Below are 24,391 nucleotides of genomic sequence, written 5' to 3' on the forward strand. Positions count from 1 at the left end.
GGCTCGGTCACGGCCAGCGTAGGGAGCGACTAGGCTCCGCTCCAGTAGCCGAACCGTACGAGTCGGATCCGTTCCTTGGATGGATCATCCAAGGAACCCGGTGCGGCGGGAGGGGAACAGATGAGCGGAGTGACGGACGCCGTGGACAGCCACCACGTGCCCCTGAGCGTGGTCACGGGCCGCCGCGACCTCGCCCTGGAGACCGTGGTCGCGGCGGGTGACCCGGCCATCACCTGGGCGGTGGCCAGCGAGATGGTCGAACCCGCGGCCTACCTGCGCGGCGGGGAGCTCCTGCTCACCGCCGGGGTCAACCTGCCCGGCACCCCGGAGGGGGCGCACGCGTACGTGGGCTCCCTGGTGCGCGCCGGGGTCGGGGCCGTCGGCTTCGGAGTCGCCCCGATCCACACGACCGTGCCCGAGCTCCTGGTCGAGGAGTGCCGTGCCCAGGGACTGCCGCTGTTGGAGGTCCCCGGATCCACCCCCTTCGCGGCGGTCAGCCGCGCGGTCGGGGAGGAACTGGCCGAACGCCACCTGCGCGACGTACGCCGACTCGGTGAGGCCCACCAGGCGCTGGCCCGCGCGGTCACCGCGGCCTCTCCCGTGGAGCGCGTCCTCGCAGTGCTGGCCGACGCCCTCGGCGGCTGGGCGGCCCTGGAACCCTCCGATCCGGCCGCGCCCGCCCACCGCACTCCCGGCGCGCCCCGCGCCGTCGACCCCGCCCTGCGCCCGCTGCTGGCCCGGCTCACCGCGCCGTCGGGACCGCGCGGGGCCAAGGCCCCCAGCGGCGACGACGAGGTGTTCCTCCACACCGTCGGTTCCCCGCCGGAGGAGTACGGCGTGGTCCTGGTGGGCCGTCCCGAGCCCCTGGGCATCACCGACCGCGCCGTCCTGCGCACCGCCACCGCACTGATCGACCTGCTCTCCCGCACGGTCGACGACTCCGCCACGCTCCTTGGCGGGCTGCTCACCGGCCTCCTCCTGGACGGCGAGCTGGACGAGGCGGCACGGCCCCTGCTCACCGAGCTCACCGCGCTCGGCGGACGGCCGGACACGACCGGACTCCACCGCGTGCTGCGCGCCCGGCCTCCGGGCGCGCGAGGCCGTGCCGGGGAACCCGACCCGCCGCTGGGCACGCACCTGGTCGACCGGGTACGAAGGTCGTCCGACGACGGCCCGGCCTCCGAGGACACCGTGCGCGCGGTGCTCGCGGACCGGGGGAACGAGGCCCACAGGGCGCACCTGCACCTGCTCGGGTCCCACGGGTGGACCGTGGCCCTCAGCCCGCCCGTACCCCCGAGCGAGCTGCCCCGAGCCGACCGCCAGGCGGCCGCACTGCTCGTGCGCGCACGAGCGTCGGGGGCCGCGCTGCTCTGGGCGGACGGCACCGACCCCTTCGACACCCTCCTCGACCCCGCCGGGGCCGACGACCTCAGCCGCGCGCTCCTGGGACCGCTGGCCCGGGACACCGGGGCCGCCCGCAGCCTGAGGGAGACCCTGCGCGCCTGGTTGGCCCGCCACGGCAACTGGGACCGCGCCGCCGCCGACCTGGGCGTGCACCGCAACACCGTCCGCTACCGGATCGGCCGGATCGAACGCGACCTGGGCGTGGACCTGGCCGACGCCGAACAGCGCATGCGCCTGTGGTTCGCGCTCACCCGCCACACCGGTTCCGAGTCCGCCGAGCCCGACGGGGCGCGCCGATAGCAGACGAACCCCGCCCCGTGGCCTGGGTGGCCGCTTCCGGCCACGGCCGCGCCCGGGCCGAGGGTCCCCAGGACCCTGGTGGTGCGGCGTCCTCCCGCGGGGGAACCAGGGTGAACAGCGAGACTCGGGCACAGCCGATCGCCGCAGGAATCGGAAGGTGCTGACCGAAAGGCCCTCCGAATAGAACGCTTCTCCCGGTTCCGTTGGCCCCGCCCGACCGGAACCAGGAAACTGGGGATCTCCTTGACGAACCTGAGGACCTGGGGGCCCACATGATCGCTCGTGACCAGCTGAGTGGGTTCCGGTTGGTGGGCGGGCGCGGGGTGGTCGGACACGAGGCCCCACCCGACTGGTGGCACCGTGTCGCCGGGGACCGCCTCCGTGGCGCCACCGCGCTCCGCCGGAGTCCGCTGTGAGTGGGCGGGGCCAGCCCCCGGGCCGTGAACGGGGAGTACGCTTCCCCCCGTTGGACACCGCGCTGCCCTCGGGGGCCAACGCCCGCGAGCACGCCGTCCTGCTCCGCCGTGTCCACGACGCGCTGCTCACCGGAAGGCCGCAACCCGCGCCCCTGCGCCCGGTGATCGAGGACTCCTGGGGGCGTATGCGCCAGTTCGGCATCGACCCGGACAGCGCGCCGCCGCCCAGGATGGCCCGGTTGGACGAACTCCAGCGCTACCGGGACGCCTCACCGATCTCCGAGGTGCTCCCGTTGATCCGCCGCTCCCTGGTGTCGGTGGCCGACGAGGCCGAACACATCATGCTGGTGACGGACGCCTCCGGGCAGGTGCTGTGGCGGGAGGGGTCGCGCCGGATGCGCGCGGTCGGGGACCGGGTCGGGCTGGTGGAGGGCGCCTACTGGAACGAGGGCAGCGTCGGCACCAACGCCATCGGCACGGCTCTCGTGGTGGGGCGTCCGCTCCAGGTCTACTCCGCCGAGCACTACGTGCGCAGTCTGCACGCCCTCACCTGCGCCTGCGCCCCCGTGCACGATCCCCGGGACGGGCGCCTGCTCGGCGCCATCGACGTCACCGGCCCCGTCTCCACCGTCCACCCCACCACCCTCGCCCTGGTGAACGCGGTCGCCCAGCTGGCCGAGGCCCACCTCCAGGGCCTGCACCACGCCCACCTGGAGCGGTTGCGTTCCGTGGCCGCGCCGCTGCTGGCCGGGCTCTCCCGGCCCGCGCTGGTCGTGGACGACGCCGGATGGACCGCGGCCGCCGTCCACATGGAGCCGGTCCGGAGGGTACTCCTGCCCAAGAACTGCGAGAGCGGGAACGTCTGGCTCCCCGCGCTGGGGGAGTGCGCCCTGGAACCGCTGCCCGGCGGGTGGCTGATCCGCCCGGGGCCGGAGGACCGGGCCGTGCCCTCCACCGTCACCCTGGACCTCACCAGACCGGGCTCCGCCACCGTGTCGGTGGCCGGGGACAGCGGCGCGTGGTCGCAGCGCCTGTCGCCGCGCCACACCGAACTCCTCCTGCTGTTGGCGGTGCACCGCGACGGCCGCTCCGGGACCCAGCTCTCCCACGACGTGTTCGGCTCCGACCAGCACGTGGTGACCGTGCGGGCCGAGCTCTCCCGGGTGCGCCGCAACCTGGGCGGGGTGATCGAGAGCCGCCCCTACCGCTTCTCCGACGACGTGCGGGTCCGGGTGCTCTCCCCGGAGTCGCCGCTGGACCTGCTGCCCGGCTCGTCGGCGCCGGGCGTGCGCGAACTACGGCGGCGCGTGAGCTCGGAGGACCTGTTCGATCGCTCTGGGCGATGACGTCGCAACCTGTTGCAACCGTTGCTGACGGCGCGTGAATGGGATCAACTGTTCCTGCGCGGCCCGCCACCGGTGGGCGGCCTCCGGGCAAGAGAGGGCACGGCGGGCCGTTCACCGGTGCGGGACGCGTCCGCGTCCTTCGCACCTTGAGGGGGGTGACGGGGGCTCACAGCGGACGCGCCGACGGGCTGGTGCCCCGGAAGTGTCGGGGGAGACTCCGGGGCCACCGCGCACACGACGGTACGGCCCGGGGATGTGTGCATCCCCGGGCCGTACCATCACGCGTCGGAGCCGGTCGTGGCGGCTACTCGGCGTCCGCGCGCGGTTCGGGGGCCTCGGGTGACTCGGACGCCGCCGCGTCCTTCCCGGGCGGCTCCGCGTTCGAGGGCGAGCACTGGAAGCAGTCCATCGTGAAGACCTCCTCCTCACCCACCAGACCGGTGAAGTCGCCGCGCAGGCTGTCGTCACCGGCCTCGCGTTCGGCCAGCGCCTCGCGCAGCAGGCGGCCCTCGAACCGGACCTGCTCACCGTCCCGGCTCTGTCCGGTGCACAGGACCTCCAGTCGTCCCCCGCGCGTCTGCTCGCCCCCCGCTCCCTCCTGCTCCCGGGCTCCGGCCTCCTCCTGGTCGCCACCCGCGGTGACGGCGTCCTCGGCCGGGTCCTCGCCGGGTCCGCCCTCGGGCACGGCGGCGCAGGCGAGCGGTGCGGCCACGGGGTGGCCCTTGCGGGCGAAGGCGCGCTCGGCCCCGGGGCGCAGGACCGACACGGTCAGGGCGTCCGCGGCTCGTTCCAGCTCCAGCAGCGCGGCGTCGGCGTTCTGCTCCGGTGCCTCGTCGGCGGTGCACGAGGTGAGCGGCGCGCACAGCAGCAGCGCCAGTGACGCGGTGACGGTGGTCGAGCGGACTCCCATGACTTCCCCCCGGGGTCGGTGGCGCCGCGTGTGCGGCGCGCTGGCCCACGGAACCAATGTCTCTGATGTGGAGTTCGTGCCCTATGTCCGACTCAGGTGAAAAGGGTGAAAAGTGCGTCATGTTCGAGCCATGCCGGTGTGAGTCGGGACACGCGTGTGGGTACCGTGCCCGGTGAGACGACGCGACCGCCCGGCGGGACCGACGGAGGGAAAGGGGAGGCCACACGGGGCGCGAACCCGCAGACACCGCCGCTGGGCTAGACTCGGGACATTTCCCGAACCGTGTTCCACCACGGTGCACTCCAGCCGAACTCCGCACCGCCGGGTTCCCCGTGGCTTCGACGCCACAGGAGGCCCACGGTGAACCAACGGGCCGTGACCGGCGTCGAACCAGGGGATCAACGACGATCCCCGGATCGTCCCGCGCCGACGGCCGCCCACAGACCGTCCTTCCTTCGGAGGTGGATCGTGTCCGCTGACCACCGAGAGCAGCAGCCCAGCCAACAGGGTTCCCGTATCGACCCGCACGTCGGCCGTTACGCACTCCGAGCACAGGGCATGGTCGCATCGGAGGTCCGGGCACTCTTCGCGGTCGCCTCGCGGCCGGAGATCGTCTCCCTGGCGGGCGGCATGCCCAACGTGGCCGCCCTGCCCCTCGAACAGCTCGGTGACCTCGTCAAGGACGTCGTCTCCGAGGAGGGCGCCACTGCGCTCCAGTACGGCTCCGCCCAGGGCGACCCCGTCCTGCGCGAGCAGATCTGCGAGTACATGACCCTGGAGGGCGTACGGGCCAGCCCCGACGACCTCATCGTCACCGTCGGCTCCCAGCAGGCCCTCGACCTGGTCACCCGGGTCTTCGTCGACCCCGGCGACGTCGTCCTCACCGAGGCCCCCACCTACGTCACCGCGATCAACACCTTCGCCGCCTTCCAGGCCGACATCCGCCACGTGGGCATGGACGACGAGGGCGTGGTGCCCGAGGAGCTGGAGGAGGCCCTGGTCCGTGCCGAGCTCGACGGGCGGCCGGTCAAGTTCTTCTACACGATCCCCAACTTCCAGAACCCCGCCGGGATCACCATGAGCGCCGAGCGCCGCGCCCGGGTCATGGAGGCCTGCGAGCGCCACGACGTGCTCGTGGTCGAGGACAACCCCTACGGCCTGCTCCGCTACGACGGCGAACCCGAACCCACCCTGTACTCCCAGGGCAGCGGCAACGTCATCTACCTCGGTTCCCTCTCCAAGACCCTCTCCCCGGGCCTGCGCATCGGCTGGGCCCTGGCACCGGCCGCCGTGCGCGCCAAACTGGTCCTGGCCGCCGAGTCCGCGATGCTCAGCCACTCCACGTTCAACCAGCTCGTGGTGCGGCGCTACCTGAACACCTTCCCCTGGAAGGAACAGATCAAGGCGTTCAACTCCATGTACGGCGAGCGTCGCGACGCGATGCTCGGCTCCCTGGACGCGATGATGCCGGCCGGATGCACGTGGACCCGCCCCGAGGGCGGGTTCTTCGTGTGGGCCACCCTGCCCGAGGGCATCGACGCCAAGGCCATGCTGCCGCGCGCGCTCAACGAGCGCGTGGCCTACGTGCCGGGCACCGGCTTCTACGCCGACGAGCGCGGCCGGGACAGCATGCGGCTGAGCTTCTGCTACCCCACCCCCGAACAGATCCGCGAGGGCGTCCGCCGCCTCGTGGCCGCGATCGAGGGTGAGATCGACCTGCGCGACACCTTCGGACCCGCGATCCCCACGCCCACCGAAGGCAGCCAGGCACCCACCCCTGACCTGCCCTGACATCCTCCCGTAAGGGCACAGCACCATGACCGCAGCACAGAAGGAGGTCCGCGCCGTGGCCGACCTTGACCGGGTCCTCGTCCTCGCCGGAGGGCTGTCCCCCGAACACGAGGTGAGCGTCCACTCCGGCCGCAGCGTCGCGGAGGCGCTGCGCCGACTCGACGTCGAGGTCCAGGTCGCCGACGTCGACGCCGGGCTGCTGGACCGGCTCGCCGCCGATCCGCCCCAGGTGGTCTTCCCCGTCCTGCACGGGGCGGCGGGTGAGGACGGCGCGATCCGCGAGGTCCTGGAACTGGTCGGCGTGCCCTACGTGGGCGCCCGGCCCGACGCCTGCCGCCTGGCCTACACCAAGCCCGCCGCCAAGGCCCTGCTCGCCGAGAAGGGCGTGCGGGTGCCGCGCGGCGCCACCCTGCCCAAGTCGGCCTTCCACGACCTGGGCGCCCCGGCCCTGCTCCGCCGTCTGGCCGACCGCCTGGGCCTGCCGCTGTTCGTCAAGCCCGACCGCGGCGGCTCGGCGTTCGGCGCCACCCCCGTCACCTCGGTCACCGACCTGTCGACCGCACTGGTGTCGTGCTTCGCCTACAGCGACTCCGCGCTCGTGGAGGAGCAGGTCCAGGGCACCGAGCTGGCCATCGGCGTCCTCGACACCGGCGACGGCCCCGTGGCGCTGCCCCCGGTGGAGATCGTCCCCGACGGCGGGGTCTACGACTACGCCGCGCGCTACACCGCCGGGCGCACCGAGTTCTTCTGCCCGGCCCGACTGGACGAGGACGTGGTCGCCGCCGCCACGGAGGTGGCCCTGACCGCTCACCGCACCCTGGGGCTGCGCGACTTCTCCCGGACCGACCTCATCGTCGACGCCGACGGCGAGGCCATCTTCCTGGAGACCAACGTCGCCCCCGGCCTGACCGAGACCTCGACGTTCCCGATGGCGGCTGCCGCCGCCGGACTGGACTTCGCGGTGGTGTGCCGCGAGCTCGCCCACCAGGCGCTCCTGCGCGGCTGACACGGACCGGTACGGACCCAACAGCGGCCGGGGGCCCGCCGTCACGGCGGGCCCCCGGTGTGTGTCGGGTCGCTCCGCGTGGTGGGACCCGGTGTCCGGAGCGCGGGTGGGGCTCACACGGCTCCACCGCTGATCTCCGCGGCCAGGCGCGTCGGGTCGTCGGCCAGGGACCGCTTCACGTGGGCGCTCCACGCGTCGGCGAGCACCTCGGCGGCACCCTGCGTCAGGCCGTCCAGCGCGACGCGGACGGAGTCGGCGGGATCACCCTTGGGGCCGTCGTAGGCGGCACTGAAACCGGTGTCGACCGCGCCGAGGTGCAGCCCCGTCACCAGGGTGCCCTGGTCCGCGAGCTCCAACCGGACGCCGTTGGTCAGGGCCCACTGCGCGGCCTTGGCCGCGTGGTAGCCGTTGGTCCCGGGGTAGGCGAACCAGGACTGCGCCGAGAGCACGTTCAGGATCGCCCCGCCACCGTTCGCGGCGAGCACCGGGGCGAAGGCGCGGACCATGGCGAGCGTGCCCCAGAAGTTGGTGTCCATCTCCTGCCGGAGCGCGGCGAGCTCGCTCGTCACCAGGTCGGTCCAGTTGCTGATACCCGCGTTGTTGACCAGCAGGGTGACGTCCCCGGCCCTGGCGCGGGCCCTCGCCACCGACGCGTCGTCCGTGATGTCGAGCTCCAGGGGGACGACTCCGGGGAGATCGATCTCCCCGGGTCGTCGGGCGGCGGCGTACACGCGCTCCGCACCGCGTTCCAGGAGCTGCTGGGCGAAGAGCCGGCCGAGACCGCGGTTGGCCCCGGTGACGAGGGCGACGGAACCCTCGACGGCGAAGTGCTGGGTGTGGGTTGACGAAGTGTCCATGTCGGGGACACTAGGACCTGACGTCAACGTGAGGTTCAAGTGCCGAGGAGGAATCCGTGCGCATCGGTGAGGTGGCCCGGCGTTCCGGTGTGAGCGTGCGGGCGCTCCGCTACTACGAGGAGCAGGGCATTCTCAGCTCCGAGCGCGGTCCGGGCGGCCAGCGCGATTTCGACGAGGGGGCCGTCGACCGGGTCCGCCTGTTCCAGCAGTTCTACGCGGCGGGTCTGTCCAGCCGCCGGATCGCCGAGCTCCTTCCGTGCGTCGAGACCGGGGCCACCAACGCCGAGCAGCGGGCCATGCTCGTGCGCGAACGCGGCCGCATCGTCGAACGGATCGGCGCGCTGGACACCGCCCTCGCGCGCATGGACGACCTGATCCTCGCAGCCGGGGACCACTCCGACTGACCCGGAGCCCGGGTGGGCACCACGCCACGGCGTCCACCCGGACCCACACACGCGGTCACGCGCTCCGCGCCCGTGTCACCCGGCCGGTGCGTCCAGGGCGCGCTCGACGACGTCCCGCACGGTCGCCTGGAGCAGGTCGACCTTGTAGCCGGTGGCGGGCAACGGGGAACAGAGCTCCACGATCGCCTCCAAGGCCCGGTCCACCTCCTCACCCGGGGCCCGGCCGGGTACCGAACCGACCAGGGCGCGCTCCACCCCTGGCAGCCGCAGCGGGGTGCGGGCCACCCCGCCCACCGCCACCGAGGCGCGGGTCACGGGACCCCGCCCCTCCTCGGCGCACTCCAGCCGGACCACCGCCTCGACCAGCGGCCACTCCGCCCGCGAGCGTCCCGCCACGCGCAGGTGGGCCGCGCGCCCGCCTGACACCGGGGCTGGCAGGGCCACCGCGACCAGGAGGTCGCCGGGGGCGAGCACGTGGTCCCGGGTCGGATCGGTGCCGTCGTACAGCTCGGCCAGGTCCCGCTCGACCTCCGCCCCCGACCCCCGCTCCACCACGACCACGGACGCGTCGTACGCCAGCAGTGCCACCGCCAGCGACGACGGGTGCGGGGCCACGCACGGGCCGAGGTCCACCACCACGGCGCGCAGGTGGTCGCCGTCGCGGGCCGGGCACGAGTCCCCGCCGGTCTGGAAGCACTCGAAGGCCGGGTTGCGGAGGTAGGGGCAGCGGTTGCGCTGGAGCAGGTTGCCGCCCACCGTCGCCGTCCCCCGGATCTGCGGGGTGGCCAGCGCCCGCGCGGCGGCCGCCAGCCCCGGGTAGGCCTCGGCCAGGAGCGGGTCGGCGCCCAGCTCCGCGACGCTGGTCATGGCGCCGATCCGCACCGCTCCGTCGCCGTCCCACCGGGGACCGCGCAGCTCGGGCACGTCGACCAGGTCCACCAGGGGGCCGGGGGCGATCACCCCGGCCTCCACACAGGTGACGAGGCCAGTGCCTCCGGCGCGGGGAAGCGCGCCCTCGACGAGCTCCCTGGCTGCTCCGGCCACGCTCGTGGAGCGGGTGACGGTCGGGACGGTTCCTCGCTGGGTGGTCAACGCAGTCCTCCGATCAGTCGGTCCGGGCGCAGCGGCAGGTCGTGCGGGCGCCAGCCGGTGGCGTCGTACACGGCGTTGCCCAGGGCCGCCGCCACCCCCACCACCGAGACCTCGCCCAGGCCGACTCCGCCACCCGCCACGTGCTCGAACCCCTCCTCGTGGAAGTACACCTCGGTCTCGGGCACGTCGCCCATCCCGGGAATGCGGTAGTCCTCCAGGTCGTCGGAGAGCACCACCCCCGTGCCGAGGTCGTCGCGCCGTTCCTCGTGGAGTGCGTAGCCCACGCCCTGGACCACCGCCCCCTCACACTGGTTGCGCGCCAGCCGCTCGTCGTAGACGCGACCGGCGGCGATCCCCGCCCAGCAGCGGGTGGGGCGCACGCGCCCGAACCGGGTGTCCACCTCCACCTCCATCACGTGCACAGCGCCGCTCATGCCGCGCCCGACCGCCAGGTCGCCCATGTTCGGGGTCAGCTGACCCCAGCGGTCCCGGCGGCGCTCTCCGATCACGCTCACGCCCTCGGCGGCGGCCAACGCCTCCTTGAACACGTGCTCGGGGACGGGGCCGGTGGCGGGTACGTCGGGGGAGCGCTCACGCAGGGCCGCGCGCAACCGGTCGGCGGCGTCGGCGGCGGCCGGACCCATGGAGGTCGTCGTACGGCTGCCGAAGGAGCCGGTGCCGTGCACCGACGAGCTCCGACCGATCTCCACCCGCAGGCCCGCCGCGTCCACTCCGAGCCGGTCCGCGACCACGCCTCCGAGCACGGCGCGGATGCCGGTACCGATGTCCTGTGTGGCCGAGCGCACCACCAGGGCGCCGCCCTCCACCGCCAGCTCCACCCGGGCGTCGGGGGCCAGCAGGTACGGCCACCCGGCGGCGGCCAGACCCACCCCGCGACGGAACCTCCCGGTGCGTGACCCGCGCGGTCGGTCCCGCCACAGGGGGAGCTCGGCGACGCGTTCGTACAGGGCCCCGCGCTTGGGGTTGCCGTCCCAGCGGCGCCGCAGGGTCAGCGGGTCCACACCCAGCCGCGGTGCCATGGTGTCCACGGCCTGTTCCAGGGCCCACGCCATCGGAGGCCCGCCGGGGCCCCGCATGGGTGCCGCCGGCGGCCGGTTGGTCACCACGTCGTAGTCGCGGACCCGGCGGGGGGAACGACCGTACATCAGCGCGGCCAGGACGGCGGTGTTGGAGCCCACCGACACTCCGCCGTCGCCGTGCGAGTCCACGCTCAGCGCACGCAGGGAACCGTCCTCTCCGGCGAGCAGGGCCACCCGGGTCCGGGTGGCGGGCCGGTGTCCGGCGTCGGTCAGCTCCTCGGAGCGGTCCAGGCACACCCGCACCGGATGGCCGGTCAGCCGGGCCAGTTCCACGGCGGCCACCACGTCCGGGGAGAGCGAGTTCTTGGCTCCGAACCCGCCGCCGACGTACTCGGCCACCAGGTGCACACGCTCCCGGGGCAGGCCCCAGTACCGGGCCGCCCGGTCCGCGGTCTTGCTGACCGCCTGCGTGGACACGTGCAGGAACAGGTCGCCGTCCACCCACGAGGCCACGCTCACGTGCGGCTCCAGCGGGCTGTGCACCTGGGTGGCGGTGGTGTACTCCTCGGCCACGAGCAGCGGGTCCCGACGGCGCGCGGCGGTGCGGAGCCGGGCCACGGCGGTGGAACCGCGCCAGCTCAGCACCCCCGGGCCGCGCACGTTCCCGTTCCAGGGGGCCGGAGGAGTCGGTGCCTCGCCGTAGGCGGGCGCCGCCTCGCGCTCCTCCCTGGTGCGGTAGAGCACGGGGGCGTCGGGGGCGGACGCGGCACGGGGGTCGGTCACCGAGGGCAGGGGGTCGAGGTCCACCCGCACGGTCGCCGCGCGTTCCCGGGCGAGCGACCGGGAGGGGGCGGCCACCGCCGCGATCGGCTGCCCGACGTAGCGCACCACGCGGTCCTCACCGAGCAGGTCCACCAGGGGCGTCGGTGCCCCGTCGGGGCCGGGGGCCGCGCTCACCTTCCGCACCCGCGCGTGCGGCACCGCCGAGCGCACGATCACGCCCTCCCAGGTGCCCGGCGGGGCGTGGTCGGCGCTGAACCGCGCGCGCCCGGTGACCTTGTCGGGGGCGTCGGAGCGCGGCGGGGCCTGGTCGGGTTCGGTGTCGAACTCTCCGGCGCAGGCCGCGGCCACGGCGGCGAAGATCCCCTCGTAGGCACCGCACCGGCACAGGTGTCCGGCGAGCGCGTCCGCGACGGCGGCGCGGTCGGGGCGGGAGTTCCCGTGCTCGGCGCGCCAGGCGTCCACGAACACGGAGGCCTCCACGGCGAACCCCGGCGTGCAGTAGCCGCACTGGAGCCCGTCGTGGGCGGCGAGGGCGCGCTGGACGGGGTGGACGCCGTCCAGGCCCTCCACGGTGGTGACCGATCGTCCGGAGAGGTGGTCGGCGGGCAGCAGGCAGGAGGCGGTGGGTGCGCCGTCCACCAGGATCGTGCAGGCCCCGCACACGCCGGAGCCGCAGGCGATCTTGGTGCCGGTCAGGCCGAGCCGGTCGCGCAGGTGGTCGGCGGCGCTCAGGCCGGGGTCGTCGGGGGCGGGGGAGGATGCGCCGTTGACGCTGGTGTCCATGGGCGGCTTCCCGGGGAAGGGGTGGAAGTTGGCATTGACAACTTAAGGCGGTGAAAAGTCCGGTGTCAAAGACCCTGGGCGGCGCCACCGTTGTTACCAGCCGGTTTGTGCTGATGTGCCTTGCGTGGTCAATGTGACCCCCGTTACTCTGTCGGAATCTCTATTCCGCCATGAGGAATAGGGATTCCGAATTCAAGAACCCCCTGTGGAGGGCCCGCATGGCAGCAGCCACGGAAACCGAAGCACCCGACCGGCCCCGCCCCCGCTTCTACCGGTCCCTGTTCTTCCAGGTGATCGTCGCCGTCGTGGTGGGCGTGCTGATCGGACACCTGTGGCCCTCGTTCGGAGAGAGCCTGCGCCCCCTGGGCGACGGCTTCATCCGACTGATCAAGATGCTCATCGCCCCGCTGATCTTCTGCGTCATCGTCACCGGCATCGCCAAGGTCGGAGACCTGGGCGCCGTGGGCCGGATCGGGATCAAGGCGCTGGTGTACTTCCAGGTCGTCACCGCCTTCGCCCTGCTCTACGGCATGGTCGTGGCCAACCTCCTCAAGCCCGGCGTGGGCTTCGAGGTCAACCCCGCCGACCTCGACACCGGCGCGCTGGAGGAGGTGACCCAGGGCGGCGAGATCCCCGGTTTCGCCCAGTTCCTCCTGGACGTGATCCCCGAGAGCGTCGTGGGCGCCTTCGCCGAGAACTCGCTGCTCCAGGTCCTGTTCTTCGCCGTCTTCGTCGCCCTGGCGCTGTCCAAGATGGGGGAGCGGGGCAAACCGATCCTCGACCTCATCGACCGCTTCACCGACGTCATCTTCACCTGCATCGGCTGGATCATGCGCGTCGCGCCGCTGGGCGCCCTGGGTGCCATGGCCTTCGTCATCGGCGCCTACGGCCTGTCCTCGCTCAGCAGCTTCGGCATGCTCATCATCGCCTGCTACTCCGCCGCCGCCGTCTTCCTCCTGGCCCTCGCGGTGATCGCCCGCGTCCTGGCCGGGGTCAACCTCTGGAAGTTCCTGCGCTACACCAAGGAGGAGTTCGCCCTGGCCATCGGCGCCGCCTCCTCCGAGGCGGTCATGCCGCGCATCATGCAGAAGCTCACCAACGCGGGCTGTTCCAAGGCGACCACCGGCCTGGTGGTGCCCACGGGGTACTCCTTCAACCTCGACGGCGCGGCGATCTACCTGCCCATCGCCGCGCTCTTCCTCGCCCAGGCCTTCGGCGCGGACCTGAGCATCGCGGACCAGCTGATGATGGTGCTCATCCTCCTGCTGACCTCCAAGGGCATGGCCGGTGTCCCCGGATCGGCCTTCCTCGCCCTGTCGGCCACCGCCACCGCGCTCGGCGCCTTCCCGGCCGCGGGCGTGGCCCTGCTCCTGGGCGCGGACCGCCTGATGGACACCATGCGGGTGTCCATCAACCTGCTCGGCAACTGCGTCGCCACCTTCGTCATCGCCAGGTGGGAGGGGCAGCTCGACATGGAACGCATGCGCGCGGTCCTCGACGGCAGGGAACCGCCCGCCCGCGAGGAGGACGCCGAGACCGAGGACGCTCCGGACCGTTCGGAGGCTCCGGGGGGTTCGGAGGAGACGGAGTCCGTCTCCGTGTCCGCCCCCGCTCCCGAGCCGCACCAGGACCGGTAGCCGCGACGGGAACGGCCGGGCCGCCGTCAACCGACGGCGGCCCGGCCGTTCCGGGAGGGTGGCGTGGGCCGTGTGCGGACGGCCCGCCCGCTCAGAGCCCCAGGGCGTGCATCGCGAAGTGGAAGGCGAACACCGCGCTCATGATCCACATGAGCCAGCCGACCTCACGGAACCGTCCCTGCGCCGACCTGATCACGGTGTGCGCGATGATGCCGATGCCGATCCCGCTGGCGATGTCGTAGGCGAACGGCATGATCGCGATGGTCAGGAACGCCGGGATGGCCACCGCGATGTCCGTCCACGCGATCTGCCCCACGTGCATCATCATCATGGCGCCGACCAGCACCATCGCCACGGACGCCGCCTCGGCGGGCACCATGCCGAACACGGGGGCGAAGAAGACCGCGCTCAGGAACAGCAGCCCCGTGACCACGCTGGCCAACCCGGTCCGGGCGCCCTCGCTCACGCCCGCCGTGGACTCCACGAACACCAGGGTCGCCGACGAGCTGGTCAGGCCACCGGTCACCGCACCAGCGCCGTCGGTCACCAGGATCTGGTTGACCCGGGGCATCTGCCCGTCGGCGTCCGCGATGTTGGCCTTGGTGCCGATCGCCAGAATCGTGCCCAGGGCGTCGAAGAACCCGGCCAGGACCAGCGTGAACAGGATGACCCCCGCGGTGGTGGGTCCGGCCGTGGTCCACGCGCCGAACATGTCCACCTGGAACAGCAGGCCGAAGTCGGGCGGGGACACCGGGCTGGAGGGCAGCGCGGGCACGCCGCCGCCCCAGGAGCCGGGATCCAGCCGCAGCACGGAGTGCAGCACGACGGCGAGCACGGTCGCGCCGATGATCCCGTAGAAGATCGCCCCGGGCACCTGCCGGGCCAGCAGCACGCTGGCCAGGACGAGACCGACCACGAACACCACGATGGGCCAGCCGTCGAGGTGCCCGCCGCCGCCCGCGGCGCCGATCTGGAGCAGGCTGCCGCCGTCGCTCGCGCTGACGAAGCCCGCGTTGGTCAGGCCGATCAGGGAGACGAAGAGGCCGATGCCGACCCCGATGGCGAGCTTGAGGTCGTGCGGCAGGGCGTTCATCACCGCCGTGCGTACGCCGGTGACGACCATCAGGATGATGGCGACACCCTGCCAGACGACCAGGCCCATCACCTCGGGCCAGGCCATCACCGGGGCCGCCTGGTAGGCGACCACCGCCATCACGCCCAGGGCCGCCGCGCAGGCGATCGGGGCGCGGCCGACGACGCCCATCATGATGGTGACCAGCCCGGCGGCCAGGGCGGTCATCGTGGTGAGCTGTCCGGCGGAGAGGTGGTCCCCGTTCACGTCGGCCACACCGCTGAGGATGATCGGGTTCAGGACGATGATGTACGCCATCGCCATGAACGTGGTCAGTCCGCCGCGGACCTCCTGCCCGAAGGTGGAGTTCCGCTCGGAGACGAAGAAGAACCGGTCGAGCCAGGATCGATCCGTACCGGAGCGCGGGCCTGGCCGCGAGCCGGTGTCGTTGGATTCGGTCACGTCCCCTCCTGGAGGGATATGAGCACGGTGGTAATCACCATGGGTGGGGGGTTTGCTACTTGGAGTAGTCAAACATGGGTGAGTCAGGGCGCTTCCGTCCTGACGACCCGCCCCGGGGCCGAGGGCGTCGGAGATCCGGGGCGGGCGACTGAGGGGAGGGGCGACGGGCGACGTCACCCCTCCGGGTGTGGCCGCCGCACCCGGCGGCGGCCACGGGTCACAGCTCGATGCCCACGATGTCCTCCGGACGCACCGGCGCGTGCGTCAGCGGACGCCCGGTGGCGGCGCGCACGGCGGCCACGATCGCCGGGGTCGACGACAGCGTCGGCGGCTCACCCGCGCCCCGCAGCCCGTACGGGGCGTGCGGGTCCGGGTGCTCCAGCACGTCGATGCGCATCGGGGGCATGTCCAGGATGGTCGGGATCAGGTAGTCGGTGAAGGACGGGTTGCGGATCTCGCTGTCCTTGACCTGGATCTCCTCCATCAGCGCCAGCCCCAGCCCCTGGGCGGAACCGCCCTGGATCTGACCGGCCAGCTGCTGCGGGTGCAGCACCCTGCCCACGTCCTGGACCGCGTCCAGGGCCACCACCTTCACCAGGCCCAGCTCCACGTCCACGTCCACCACGGCACGGTGCACGCACATCCCGAACTGGGTGTGCGAGGCCCCCTGCCCCAGGGTCGGGTCGAGCATCTCGGTGGGCCGGTGGTGGTGCTCGCGGGTCTCCTCCACGACCGTGCCGCCGCTCGCGGACTCACCCAGCAGATCGGCCAGGGACACCAAAGCCCCCGCGCTCTCCGCCACGACCTTGCCTCCGGACAGCGACAGCTCGGAGTCGGCGACCTCCGCCGGGATGATCCCCCGCTCCCGCGCCAGCGCGAACACGGAGGCGCGCACCGCCTCGCAGGCCATCTTGACCGCACCGCCGGTCATGTACGACTGCCGGGACGCCGACGAGGAACCGGCCGAACCCACCTGGGTGTCGGAGGGGGCGATCGCCACCTTCTCCACCCCCAGCTCGGTCCGCGCGATCTGCCCCTTGACCGTCACCAGCCCCTGGCCGACCTCGGCGGCGGCCGTGTGCACCAGCACCACCGGCTCACCGCCCACGATCTCCATGCGCACCCGTGCGGTGGAGTAGTCGTCGAAGCCCTCCGAGAAGCAGAGGTTCTTCAGGCCCACGCCGTACCCCACACCGCGCACGACACCCTCGCCGCGCGTGGTCCCGGCGACTCCGCCGGGCAGGGTGCGCTGGTCGGCGGGGTCCTCCAGCGCCTCCCGCTCCACCGGCATCGGCAGGTCGCGGGCGCGCTCCAGCATCTCCGCCATGGGCAGCGGCATGTCGATCTCCTGGCCCGTGATGATCCGGGACCCCTGCGCCATCGCGTTCCGCACCCGCAGCGCCACCGGGTGCATGCCCAGCTCCGCCGCGAGCTTGTCCATCTGCGACTCGTACCCGAAGCAGGCCTGCACCGCGCCGAAGCCGCGCATGGCACCACACGGCGGGTTGGTGGTGTACACGCCGTAGGCGTCCACCATCACGTGCGGCACCTCGTAGGGGCCGATGCCCAAAGAGGAGGCCACACCCACCACCGCGGGGGTGGCCGACGCGTACGCGCCACCGTCCACCACGATCTCCAGGGTGGCGAACACCAGAGTGCCGTCGGCCCTCGCGCCGTGCTCGAAGCGCATCCGGGCCGGGTGCCGGTGCACGTGGCCGTAGAAGGACTCCTCGCGGTTGTACACGAACTTCACCGGCCGACCGGTGCGCAGCGCCAGCATTGCCGCGTGGATCTGCATCGACAGGTCCTCGCGGGCGCCGAACGCGCCGCCCACCCCGGCCAGCGTGAGCCGCACCTTGTCCTGGGGCAGGCCCAGGGCCGGGGCGATCTGCTTCTGGTCCACGTGCAGCCACTGCGTGGCCACGTACAGGTCCACGCCGCCGTCCTCGGCGGGCACCGCCATCCCCGACTCCGGCCCGAGGAAGGCCTGGTCCTGCATGCCGACCTCGTACTCGGTCTCCACGACCACGTCGGCCTCGGCGCGCAGGCGCTCCAGGACCCGGCGCCGCTCCTCCTCCGACTCCGCCGCCGCCACGAAGTCACCGGTGCGGATGGGCTGGTGACGCACCCGGTTGCCGCTCTGCCGGTACTCCTCGTGGACCGGGAGGGAGCCCTCCTCGTGCACGAGCGGGTAGTCGGGGTCGTGGGCGGCCCGCAACGGGTCGCTCACCGGGGGCAGCACCTCGTAGTCCACCCGGACGCGTTCCATCGCGCGGCGGGCGGTCTCGGGGTGGTCGGCGGCCACCACGGCCACCGCCTCGCCCTTGTAGCGCACCTTGTCGAAGGCGAGCACCGGCTGGTCCTGGTACTCCAGGCCGTAGCGCTTGGCGCCGGGCACGTCCTCGTGGGTGAGCACCGCCTCCACGCCCGGAAGCTTCAGCGCCTCGGTGACGTCGATGCCCAGGATGCGGGCGTGCGGGTGCGGGCTGCGCAGGGTCGCGCCCCACAGCATTCCCTCCATCCACAGGTCCGAGGAGTAGGCGAACTCCCCGGTGACCTTCAGCGTGCCGTCGGGGCGGCGCGGGCTGGCGCCCAGGCCGTCCTTGGTGGTGCTGGACAGGTCCGTGGTCACGGTCTTGGTCGTCGCCGTCATCAGCGGTTCGCCTCCTGCATGAGGGATCGGTGCGCCGCACGACCCCGCGCGGCGGCGGTCTCGGCGGACAGGGTGCGCAGCTCGCCGCGGTCGACGACGGTGTTCCCGCCGACCAGGAGCCGCTCCAGGGGCGGGACGGGACCGAAGGTCAGCGCCACCACCGGGTCGGCGATCACGTCGAAGCCGAACCCGTCCACCCGCCACAGCGCGACGTCGGCCTGCTTGCCGACCGTCAGCGAGCCCAGTTCCGCGTCGCGGCCCAGCACCCGGGCGCCGCCCAGGGTGGCCAGCTCCAGGGACTGACGCGCGGTCAGCGCCTGCGGACCCTTCCGGGCCCGTGCCATCAACAGGGCCTGGTGCATCTCACCGGCCAGGCCCGTCAGCTCGCTGGACGCCGGACCGTCCACGCCCAGACCCACCTTCGCCCCGGCCTCCAGCAGCTCCGGCACCCGGCAGATGCCCGCGCCGAGGCGGGCGTTGGACGTCGGGCAGTGCGCGACACCGGTACCGGTGGCCGCGATCCGGCCGATCGCCGCGTCCGACAGGTGCACGGCGTGCGCGAACCAGACGTCCTCACCCAGCCAGCCGAGCTTCTCGGCGTACTCCACCGGGGTGCACCCGAACTCGGCCCGGCACTGCTCCTCCTCGTCGAGGGTCTCCGCGAGGTGGGTGTGCAGGCGCACACCCCGGTCCCGGGCCAGCTCGGCGGCACCGGTCATCAGCTCGCGGGAGACCGAGAACGGCGAGCACGGCGCCACCGCGACCCGGGTCATGGACGCGGCGGAGGGGTCGTGGTGGGCGTCGATCGCCGCGGCCGTGCCGGTCAGCGCGCCCTCCAGGGTCTCCACCACGCTGTCCGGCGGCAGACCGCCCTGGCTGTGCCCCCGGTCCATCGAACCGCGCGCCAGGTCCAGGCGGATCCCCACCTCGCGGGCGGCCTCGACCTCGGCGGTGACGATGTCCCCGCGCCCCGACGGGTAGATGTAGTGGTGGTCGGAGGCGGTGGTGCACCCCGAGAGCGCCAGGTGGGCCAGCCCGGCCGAGGTGGTTCCCGAGACCACGTCGGCGTCCAGGCGGTGCCAGATCTCGTAGGACCCCACCAGCCACTCGAAGAGCGTGCCGTCCGCGAACAGGCCCTGGGTGGCCCACTGATAGAGGTGGTTGTGGGTGTTGACCAGACCCGGCGTGGCCACACAGCCCCGCCCGTCGATCCGCTCGACCCCGCTCTCCGCACGCGGGGCGGGCCCCGCGCCCACGGCGGTGATCACACCGTCCCGGGACACCACGTGCCCGTCGGCGTACTCGGCGCCGTCCACGGTGACGACGTGGGCGCCCTCGATGACCACGGTCCGGCTCATGAGCCGCTCCCCGCTTCCTCGGCACGACGCCCGGCCGCGAGGTGCACGGCGTCGATGATCTTCTCGTACCCGGTGCAGCGGCACAGGTTGCCCGCCAGCGCCTCGCGGATCTCGGCGTCCCCGGGAGCGCCCAGGCCCGCGCCCACCGTGCGCTCCAGCAGGTCGTCGGTCTGCACCAGCAGACCCGGCGTGCAGAAACCGCACTGGACGGCGCCCGCCTCCACGAACGCCTCCTGGACCACGCCCAGGGTCCGGTCGCCGCCCTTGCCCGTCCCCTCGGCCAGACCCTCGACGGTGCGCACCTCGCGCCCCTCGGCCTGCCCGGCGGCGATCATGCACGAACACGCGGTCACACCGTCGAAGTAGACGGTGCACGAGCCACACTCGCCCTGTTCGCAGGCGTTCTTGCTGCCCGGCAGACCCAGGCGCTCACGCAGCACGTACAGCAGGCTCTCGCCCGGCCACACGTTGTCGGCGGTGACGTCCTCACCGTTGACGTTCAGATTCACGCGCATCGCGCGGACCCCTTCCGGTAGTCGGTGACGGACCAGCTCAGCGCGCGGCGCGCCATGACGGAGAGGGCGTGCCTGCGGTACTCGGCGGTGCCCCGCTGGTCGTCGATGGGACGGGAGGCGGAGGCCACGAGCTCACCGAAGCGGCGCACCACGGCCTCCGAGAGGGGACGGCCGTCCTCCCAGTCGAACTCACCCTCCAGGAACTCCTCGGCCGCCTCCGAGCGCAGCGGCGTCGGTCCGGCCGAGCCGATCCCCGTGCCCACGGCCCGCCGCTCGGAGTCCAGCGCCAGGCTGAAGGAGGTCACCGCGATCACCATGGCGTTGCGGGTGCCGATCTTGGCGAACTGCTGCGGTCCGGCGGCCTCGGGCAGCAGGACCGCGGTGATCAGCTCGTCCGGACGCAGTGCGGTCGTGCGGAACGACAGGTAGAAGTCGCGGGCCCGGACCCGGCGCGTGCCCCGCACCGAGGCGAGCTCGATCTCGGCGTCGGTGGCCAGCAGAGGCGGGTGCGCCTCCCCGGCGGGGGAGGCCCCGCCCAGGTTGCCGCCGACCGTGCCCCGGTTGCGGATCTGGGGGGAGGCCACCGACCGCGAGGCCTTGGCCAGCGCGGGCGCCCGGCCCGACAGGTGCTCGATGATCCGGGTGTAGGGGACACCGGCGCCCAGACGCGTGCGGTCGCCGTCCACCCCCCACTCGGTCAGCTCGGGGACCCGGGTCAGGTCGATCAGCGCCGAGGGGCGGTGCTTGTCGAAGTTCAGCTCCACCATCACGTCGGTGCCGCCCATGATGGGGACGCCGTCGGGGTGGGCGCTCCTGGCCTCTAGGGCCTCCACCAGCGTGGATGGCCTCAGGAATTCCATGCTCGTCCTCGTCCTGCGCAGTGCGGTCCGGTCGCGTCGATTCTTCCGCGACCCCTCGTTAGTGGGCGATGGTGTGAAGTAGAGCACTCCGTTCCGCCGCCCGACCAGGCGTCGATGACATGAAGAGTCCGCGGAACGAACGGTCGCCGTTGGGCGTTTCCTACAAGCGGTGCCGGAACCACGCCCCGGAACCGCCGGGGATGTCGTCGAACGCCCCGGTTCGGGGGCACACTGTCCTGATACGAAGCCCCCACCCGGGGACGCCGCCCCACCCGACCGACAGAGGGAAGTCCATGCAGATCAGTGAGCTGCTCGCCGTCAAGCGACTGCACCTGCGGTTCCTGGCGGGCGCCGAGCACGCCCACCGCGACATCCGGTGGGCCTACACCACTGACCTGCTCGAACCCGCCCGATACCTGCGTGGCGGTGAGTTCGTCCTCACCGGGATGATGTGGCGGACCCGGCCCGAGGACTCCGAGACCTTCGTGTCCTCCGTGGTGGGTGCCGGGGCCCTGGCCGTGGGGGCGGGCACCGCCCTGGGCGAGGTCCCCGACGACCTGGTCGCCGCCTGCACGGCCCATGACATCCCCCTCGTCGAGATCCCCCCGGAGACCTCCTTCGGCGTGGTCACCGAGGAGGTGCTGCGCTCCCTCACCCAGCGCCGGTTCACGACGATCGCGGAGACCCGGGACCGCCAGCGCCGCCTGATGGCCGAGGTCGCCTCGGGCGCGGACTTCCCCGACGCCTTCGCGTCCGCCGCCCGACAGGCCGGGATCACCGCCTGGGTGGTCTCCGCCAGCGGCCGCCACGTCGCCTCCTCCGGTGAACCGCTGACATCCGAGGAACGCGAGGACCTCGCGGCCCGGGCTCTGACCTGGTCGGCCTTCCCGTACACCACCCGGGGCTCCGCCGGAGGGCAGGGGCGCGCCCTGACGGTCGTCCCCATCCGGACCAAGGAGTCGCACCCGCTCTCCAACTGGCTGCTCGTGTGTACCGGCGACCACGAGTCCTGGACCGAGGAGGAGCACGAGGCGGTGGCCGAACTCGTCTCCGTCAGCGTCCTGGCGCGGAGTCGCGACGAGGAACGGTCGCTGACCACCGCGCGCCATCTGGAGGGGCTGCCCCGGCTCCTCGCGGCCCAGCGCTTCGACGAGGTCACCGCGCTGACGCGCGGTACCGGCGACGAGCGGGCCCCCGAGCCCGACGACCGGGTGAACGTCGTGGTCAGTGCCATGATGCTCCCTGAGCCGCGGGTGCCGGACCTGGCGCGCCGGGTGGTCGCGGAACTCGTGGCCGACCATCCGGGGGCCGTCGTCACCGGCGACAACGACGCCCTCGCCGTGATCCCCGTGGACGGTCCCGAGGACCAGGCCCGGTCCAGGGCCGAGGCCATCCGCGCCGAACTGGTCCACCGCGCCCGCGTCCTGGACGGCGGGCTGCTGGACTACCGGCTGGCGGTGGGGCTCAGCTCGGCCTCGCGGGGCGTGGCCGAGCTGCGCGGCGCCGCCGTGGAGGCCCGGCACGCCCGTCGCCTCGCGGAGCTGCGGGGCGGCCGCTCCCGGGTGATCGCGGGGGCCGAGATCGACTCGCACGAACTCCTGCTGGCCTCGGTGCCCGAGGAGGTGCAGACCTCCTACCGCGAGCGCCTGCTGGGGCCGCTCCTGGAGTACGACCGCGACCACCGCTCCGAGCTGGTGGACACCCTGGAGCAGTTCCTGTCCCACTCGGGTTCCTGGCAGCGCTGCGCGGCCGCCATGCACGTGCACGTCAACACCCTGCGCTACCGGATCGGCCGGGTCGAGGAGCTCACCGGCCGTGACCTGAGCAGCCTGGAGCACCGGGTCGACCTGTTCCTGGCGCTCAAACTGCGCGACTGATCCCCGACCGTCGGTGGTGGGGTTTAGGGTCCGGAGCGTGAGCATTGACCTTCTCGCCAAGCCCGAGACCACCGACGCCGACCTGTCCGAGCACGACCTGCGTGAGGCCCTGTCCCAGGACCCGGGCGCGCCGCGCGTCCTGACCCGCTGTGACCTGAGCGGGGCGGACCTGCGCGACGCCCACCTGGTGGACGCGCGGTTCGTCGACTGCCGCCTGGACGGCGCCCGCCTGGACCGCGCGGTCCTGGACGGGGCGGTCCTCACCGGGGGAGGGGCGCCGGGCGCTTCGTTCGGGCACGCCGAGTGCACGGACACCCGGTTCGAACGCACGGATCTGGCCAATACCCGCTGGCAGGGCGCTCTGCTCACCGACACCGTCTTCACCGGGTGCAGGATGACCGGCGCCGGGCTCAACGGGCTGCGGGGGATCGGCTACTCGTTCTCCCAGTGCAACCTGATGCTGGCCCGGTGCAAGGGGCTGGTCCTGCGCGGCCGGACCCTGGAGGGGCTGCGCCTGGACGAGGCGGACCTGGCCTCGGCCGACCTGCGGGAGACGGTCTGGGTGGAGTCGCGGCTGCGCGGCGCCAACCTGGTCAACGCCAAGTTCGGCGGGGCGGACCTGCGCGGGGTGGACCTGGGGGAGCTGGAGCTCCAGCAGGCCGGTTACCTGCGGGGCGCCACCATCAGCCCCACGCAGGCCGGGATGATCCTGGGATCGCTGGGCATCACCGTCGCCGAATAGGGGTGGTTCTCCCGAACACCCGGTGACAGGACGGGCGGGCGAGGGAGGCCACGCGGTCGTCGGGGCGGGTGAGCGGGTCGCGGGGGAGCGCCGTACCTGTTCGGGGGCATCGCGGGGGCCGTCCCAGGGCACCCCCACACACCAGAGCCGAGACACCACCGCTCGGCACCTCCCGGAGAAGCGTGCGGTCCCCGTGCTCAGCGTTGTGCCGCCGCTCCGGTCGCCGCCCAGGCGGCCAGGATCTGCAGGCGTTCGGCAGTGGGCGAGGCGGGCTCGGCGACGTAGGCGGACAGGGTGACCGACGGCGCCGAGTCGAGCGTGAGCTGCTCGAACCCCAGGTCGAGCTCCCCCACCTCGTGGTGGCGGAGGGTCTTCGCCCCCGTACGGTGAACGCCGACGTCGTGGGCGGCCCAACGGACACGGAAGTCCGCGCTCCGGGTCGACAGCTCTCCGATCAGCTGGACCAGCTGTCCGTCGTGCGGCATCGCTCCGGCGTGGGCACGGAGCATGCGCACGCTGGTGGCGGCCGCCTCGTCGAGATCGGCGTAGAACTCGTCGGCGGCCGGGTCGAGGAAGACGAAGGCCGCGAGGTTGGGCGGGGACGCCGCCGACCTCCGCGTGGGGCTGTCGTAGACGACGTCGAACAGGGCCCGCCCCAGGGCGTTCGAGGCCAGAACGTCCAGACGACCGCCCAACGCGATCACCGGCAACGCACCCATGGAGTCCATGAGCAGCCTGACCTGCCGCGGCACGGACGTCGCGGGCCTGGACCGGCTGCGGGCGCGCACGGGCCGCCGCGCCGTGCGGGCGAGGTCGTACAGGTACGCCGTCTCGTCCTCGGTCATCTGCAGAGCCCGGGCGAGGGTGTCGAGGATGTCGTCGGAGACACCCGTCAGGTCACCCTTCTCGATCCGGGTGTAGTAGTCGACCGAAACACCGGAGAGTATCGCGACCTCCTCCCGGCGCAACCCCGGGACACGGCGGGCGCCACCACCCCTGGGAAGACCCGCCATGTCGGGGGTGATCTTCGCGCGGCGGGTGGCCAGGAAGTCCCGCACCCTCTCGTCCTTCGCAGTCATGCCC

The 24,391-nt window shown here is 73.0% G+C and carries 18 protein-coding genes; 8 read left to right on the forward strand and 10 right to left on the reverse strand.

Annotated elements, in window-relative coordinates; all coding sequences use genetic code 11:
• Positions 1-120: 120 nt before the first annotated feature.
• On the forward strand, positions 121-1,704 hold the full coding sequence (locus tag ACRWK8_RS09135) for a PucR family transcriptional regulator (protein WP_431869569.1): 1,584 nt from the start codon (positions 121-123) through the stop codon (positions 1,702-1,704).
• Between the two features lie 466 nt (positions 1,705-2,170).
• Positions 2,171-3,466: a GAF domain-containing protein gene (locus ACRWK8_RS09140; protein WP_378736437.1), complete on the forward strand. Its 1,296-nt coding sequence runs from the start codon at positions 2,171-2,173 to the stop codon at positions 3,464-3,466.
• Between the two features lie 304 nt (positions 3,467-3,770).
• On the opposite strand, the gene ACRWK8_RS09145 is transcribed toward ACRWK8_RS09140, so the two are convergent.
• Positions 3,771-4,376 (reverse strand): hypothetical protein, encoded by a 606-nt coding sequence (locus ACRWK8_RS09145; protein WP_431869572.1) that lies wholly within the window; start codon positions 4,374-4,376, stop codon positions 3,771-3,773.
• A 558-nt stretch (positions 4,377-4,934) separates the two neighbouring features.
• Here ACRWK8_RS09145 and ACRWK8_RS09150 point away from each other — a divergent pair.
• Positions 4,935-6,167: an aminotransferase-like domain-containing protein gene (locus tag ACRWK8_RS09150; RefSeq protein WP_378736933.1), complete on the forward strand. Its 1,233-nt coding sequence runs from the start codon at positions 4,935-4,937 to the stop codon at positions 6,165-6,167.
• A 25-nt stretch (positions 6,168-6,192) separates the two neighbouring features.
• Entirely contained in the window at positions 6,193-7,173 is a 981-nt protein-coding gene (locus ACRWK8_RS09155) for a D-alanine--D-alanine ligase family protein (protein WP_378736433.1), read from the forward strand.
• Positions 7,174-7,286: 113 nt separating this feature from the next.
• Here ACRWK8_RS09155 and ACRWK8_RS09160 read toward each other — a convergent pair whose 3' ends face one another.
• Complete coding sequence (locus ACRWK8_RS09160; protein ID WP_431869574.1) at positions 7,287-8,030, reverse strand: SDR family oxidoreductase; 744 nt, start codon at positions 8,028-8,030, stop codon at positions 7,287-7,289.
• 56 nt (positions 8,031-8,086) lie between these two features.
• On the opposite strand from ACRWK8_RS09160, the gene ACRWK8_RS09165 reads away from it, so the two are divergent.
• The gene (locus ACRWK8_RS09165) at positions 8,087-8,434 is read left to right on the forward strand and encodes a MerR family transcriptional regulator (protein ID WP_378736429.1); all 348 of its coding nucleotides are present in this window, start codon (positions 8,087-8,089) and stop codon (positions 8,432-8,434) included.
• Between the two features lie 75 nt (positions 8,435-8,509).
• Here ACRWK8_RS09165 and ACRWK8_RS09170 read toward each other — a convergent pair whose 3' ends face one another.
• Both ACRWK8_RS09170 and ACRWK8_RS09175 read right to left on the reverse strand, forming a co-directional pair.
• Positions 8,510-9,526 carry an FAD binding domain-containing protein gene (locus tag ACRWK8_RS09170; protein WP_431869576.1) on the reverse strand — a complete coding sequence of 339 codons (1,017 nt, stop codon included), beginning with the start codon at positions 9,524-9,526 and terminating at the stop codon, positions 8,510-8,512.
• The gene (locus ACRWK8_RS09175; protein ID WP_431869578.1) at positions 9,523-12,132 is read right to left on the reverse strand and encodes a molybdopterin-dependent oxidoreductase; all 2,610 of its coding nucleotides are present in this window, start codon (positions 12,130-12,132) and stop codon (positions 9,523-9,525) included. The genes ACRWK8_RS09170 and ACRWK8_RS09175 overlap by 4 nt, the downstream gene beginning before the upstream one ends.
• A 218-nt stretch (positions 12,133-12,350) precedes the next feature.
• Between ACRWK8_RS09175 and dctA the strand changes: the two genes are divergently transcribed.
• Positions 12,351-13,769 carry a C4-dicarboxylate transporter DctA gene (gene dctA, locus ACRWK8_RS09180; RefSeq protein WP_378736423.1) on the forward strand — a complete coding sequence of 473 codons (1,419 nt, stop codon included), beginning with the start codon at positions 12,351-12,353 and terminating at the stop codon, positions 13,767-13,769.
• Between the two features lie 91 nt (positions 13,770-13,860).
• On the opposite strand, the gene ACRWK8_RS09185 is transcribed toward dctA, so the two are convergent.
• The 5 genes from ACRWK8_RS09185 to ACRWK8_RS09205 all read right to left on the reverse strand — a co-directional run bounded on the left by ACRWK8_RS09185 (position 13,861) and on the right by ACRWK8_RS09205 (position 20,689).
• Positions 13,861-15,303, reverse strand: a complete 1,443-nt coding sequence (locus ACRWK8_RS09185) for an NCS2 family permease (protein WP_378736421.1) — start codon at positions 15,301-15,303, stop codon at positions 13,861-13,863.
• Between the two features lie 217 nt (positions 15,304-15,520).
• Entirely contained in the window at positions 15,521-17,956 is a 2,436-nt protein-coding gene (pucD, locus tag ACRWK8_RS09190) for a xanthine dehydrogenase subunit D (RefSeq protein ID WP_431869580.1), read from the reverse strand.
• Positions 17,956-19,314 (reverse strand): 8-oxoguanine deaminase, encoded by a 1,359-nt coding sequence (locus tag ACRWK8_RS09195; RefSeq protein WP_431869582.1) that lies wholly within the window; start codon positions 19,312-19,314, stop codon positions 17,956-17,958. Before ACRWK8_RS09195 ends, pucD begins: the two co-directional genes overlap by 1 nt.
• Positions 19,311-19,829, reverse strand: a complete 519-nt coding sequence (locus ACRWK8_RS09200; protein ID WP_378736414.1) for a (2Fe-2S)-binding protein — start codon at positions 19,827-19,829, stop codon at positions 19,311-19,313. The genes ACRWK8_RS09195 and ACRWK8_RS09200 overlap by 4 nt, the downstream gene beginning before the upstream one ends.
• Entirely contained in the window at positions 19,820-20,689 is an 870-nt protein-coding gene (locus ACRWK8_RS09205; protein ID WP_378736413.1) for an FAD binding domain-containing protein, read from the reverse strand. The genes ACRWK8_RS09200 and ACRWK8_RS09205 overlap by 10 nt, the downstream gene beginning before the upstream one ends.
• 293 nt (positions 20,690-20,982) lie before the next feature.
• Between ACRWK8_RS09205 and ACRWK8_RS09210 the strand changes: the two genes are divergently transcribed.
• Both ACRWK8_RS09210 and ACRWK8_RS09215 read left to right on the forward strand, forming a co-directional pair.
• Complete coding sequence (locus ACRWK8_RS09210) at positions 20,983-22,566, forward strand: PucR family transcriptional regulator (protein WP_378736411.1); 1,584 nt, start codon at positions 20,983-20,985, stop codon at positions 22,564-22,566.
• A 37-nt stretch (positions 22,567-22,603) separates the two neighbouring features.
• Complete coding sequence (locus ACRWK8_RS09215) at positions 22,604-23,308, forward strand: pentapeptide repeat-containing protein (RefSeq protein ID WP_378736409.1); 705 nt, start codon at positions 22,604-22,606, stop codon at positions 23,306-23,308.
• Between the two features lie 197 nt (positions 23,309-23,505).
• On the opposite strand, the gene ACRWK8_RS09220 is transcribed toward ACRWK8_RS09215, so the two are convergent.
• The gene (locus tag ACRWK8_RS09220) at positions 23,506-24,387 is read right to left on the reverse strand and encodes a helix-turn-helix domain-containing protein (RefSeq protein ID WP_431869585.1); all 882 of its coding nucleotides are present in this window, start codon (positions 24,385-24,387) and stop codon (positions 23,506-23,508) included.
• Positions 24,388-24,391: the final 4 nt, after the last annotated feature.

The organism is Nocardiopsis eucommiae (assembly GCF_965344335.1).
Taxonomy (GTDB): domain Bacteria; phylum Actinomycetota; class Actinomycetes; order Streptosporangiales; family Streptosporangiaceae; genus Nocardiopsis; species Nocardiopsis eucommiae.

What these genes read in the sequence shown, in the direction of transcription:
- ACRWK8_RS09135 (WP_431869569.1), top strand. Translation starts at nt 121, where the DNA reads ATGAGCGGAGTGACGGACGCCGTGGACAGCCACCACGTGCCCCTGAGC.
- ACRWK8_RS09145 (WP_431869572.1), bottom strand. Translation starts at nt 4,376, where the DNA reads ATGGGAGTCCGCTCGACCACCGTCACCGCGTCACTGGCGCTGCTGCTG.
- ACRWK8_RS09150 (WP_378736933.1), top strand. Translation starts at nt 4,935, where the DNA reads ATGGTCGCATCGGAGGTCCGGGCACTCTTCGCGGTCGCCTCGCGGCCG.
- ACRWK8_RS09155 (WP_378736433.1), top strand. Translation starts at nt 6,193, where the DNA reads ATGACCGCAGCACAGAAGGAGGTCCGCGCCGTGGCCGACCTTGACCGG.
- ACRWK8_RS09160 (WP_431869574.1), bottom strand. Translation starts at nt 8,030, where the DNA reads ATGGACACTTCGTCAACCCACACCCAGCACTTCGCCGTCGAGGGTTCC.
- ACRWK8_RS09175 (WP_431869578.1), bottom strand. Translation starts at nt 12,132, where the DNA reads ATGGACACCAGCGTCAACGGCGCATCCTCCCCCGCCCCCGACGACCCC.
- dctA (WP_378736423.1), top strand. Translation starts at nt 12,351, where the DNA reads ATGGCAGCAGCCACGGAAACCGAAGCACCCGACCGGCCCCGCCCCCGC.
- pucD (WP_431869580.1), bottom strand. Translation starts at nt 17,956, where the DNA reads ATGACGGCGACGACCAAGACCGTGACCACGGACCTGTCCAGCACCACC.
- ACRWK8_RS09195 (WP_431869582.1), bottom strand. Translation starts at nt 19,314, where the DNA reads ATGAGCCGGACCGTGGTCATCGAGGGCGCCCACGTCGTCACCGTGGAC.
- ACRWK8_RS09200 (WP_378736414.1), bottom strand. Translation starts at nt 19,829, where the DNA reads ATGCGCGTGAATCTGAACGTCAACGGTGAGGACGTCACCGCCGACAAC.
- ACRWK8_RS09205 (WP_378736413.1), bottom strand. Translation starts at nt 20,689, where the DNA reads ATGGAATTCCTGAGGCCATCCACGCTGGTGGAGGCCCTAGAGGCCAGG.
- ACRWK8_RS09210 (WP_378736411.1), top strand. Translation starts at nt 20,983, where the DNA reads ATGCAGATCAGTGAGCTGCTCGCCGTCAAGCGACTGCACCTGCGGTTC.
- ACRWK8_RS09220 (WP_431869585.1), bottom strand. Translation starts at nt 24,387, where the DNA reads ATGACTGCGAAGGACGAGAGGGTGCGGGACTTCCTGGCCACCCGCCGC.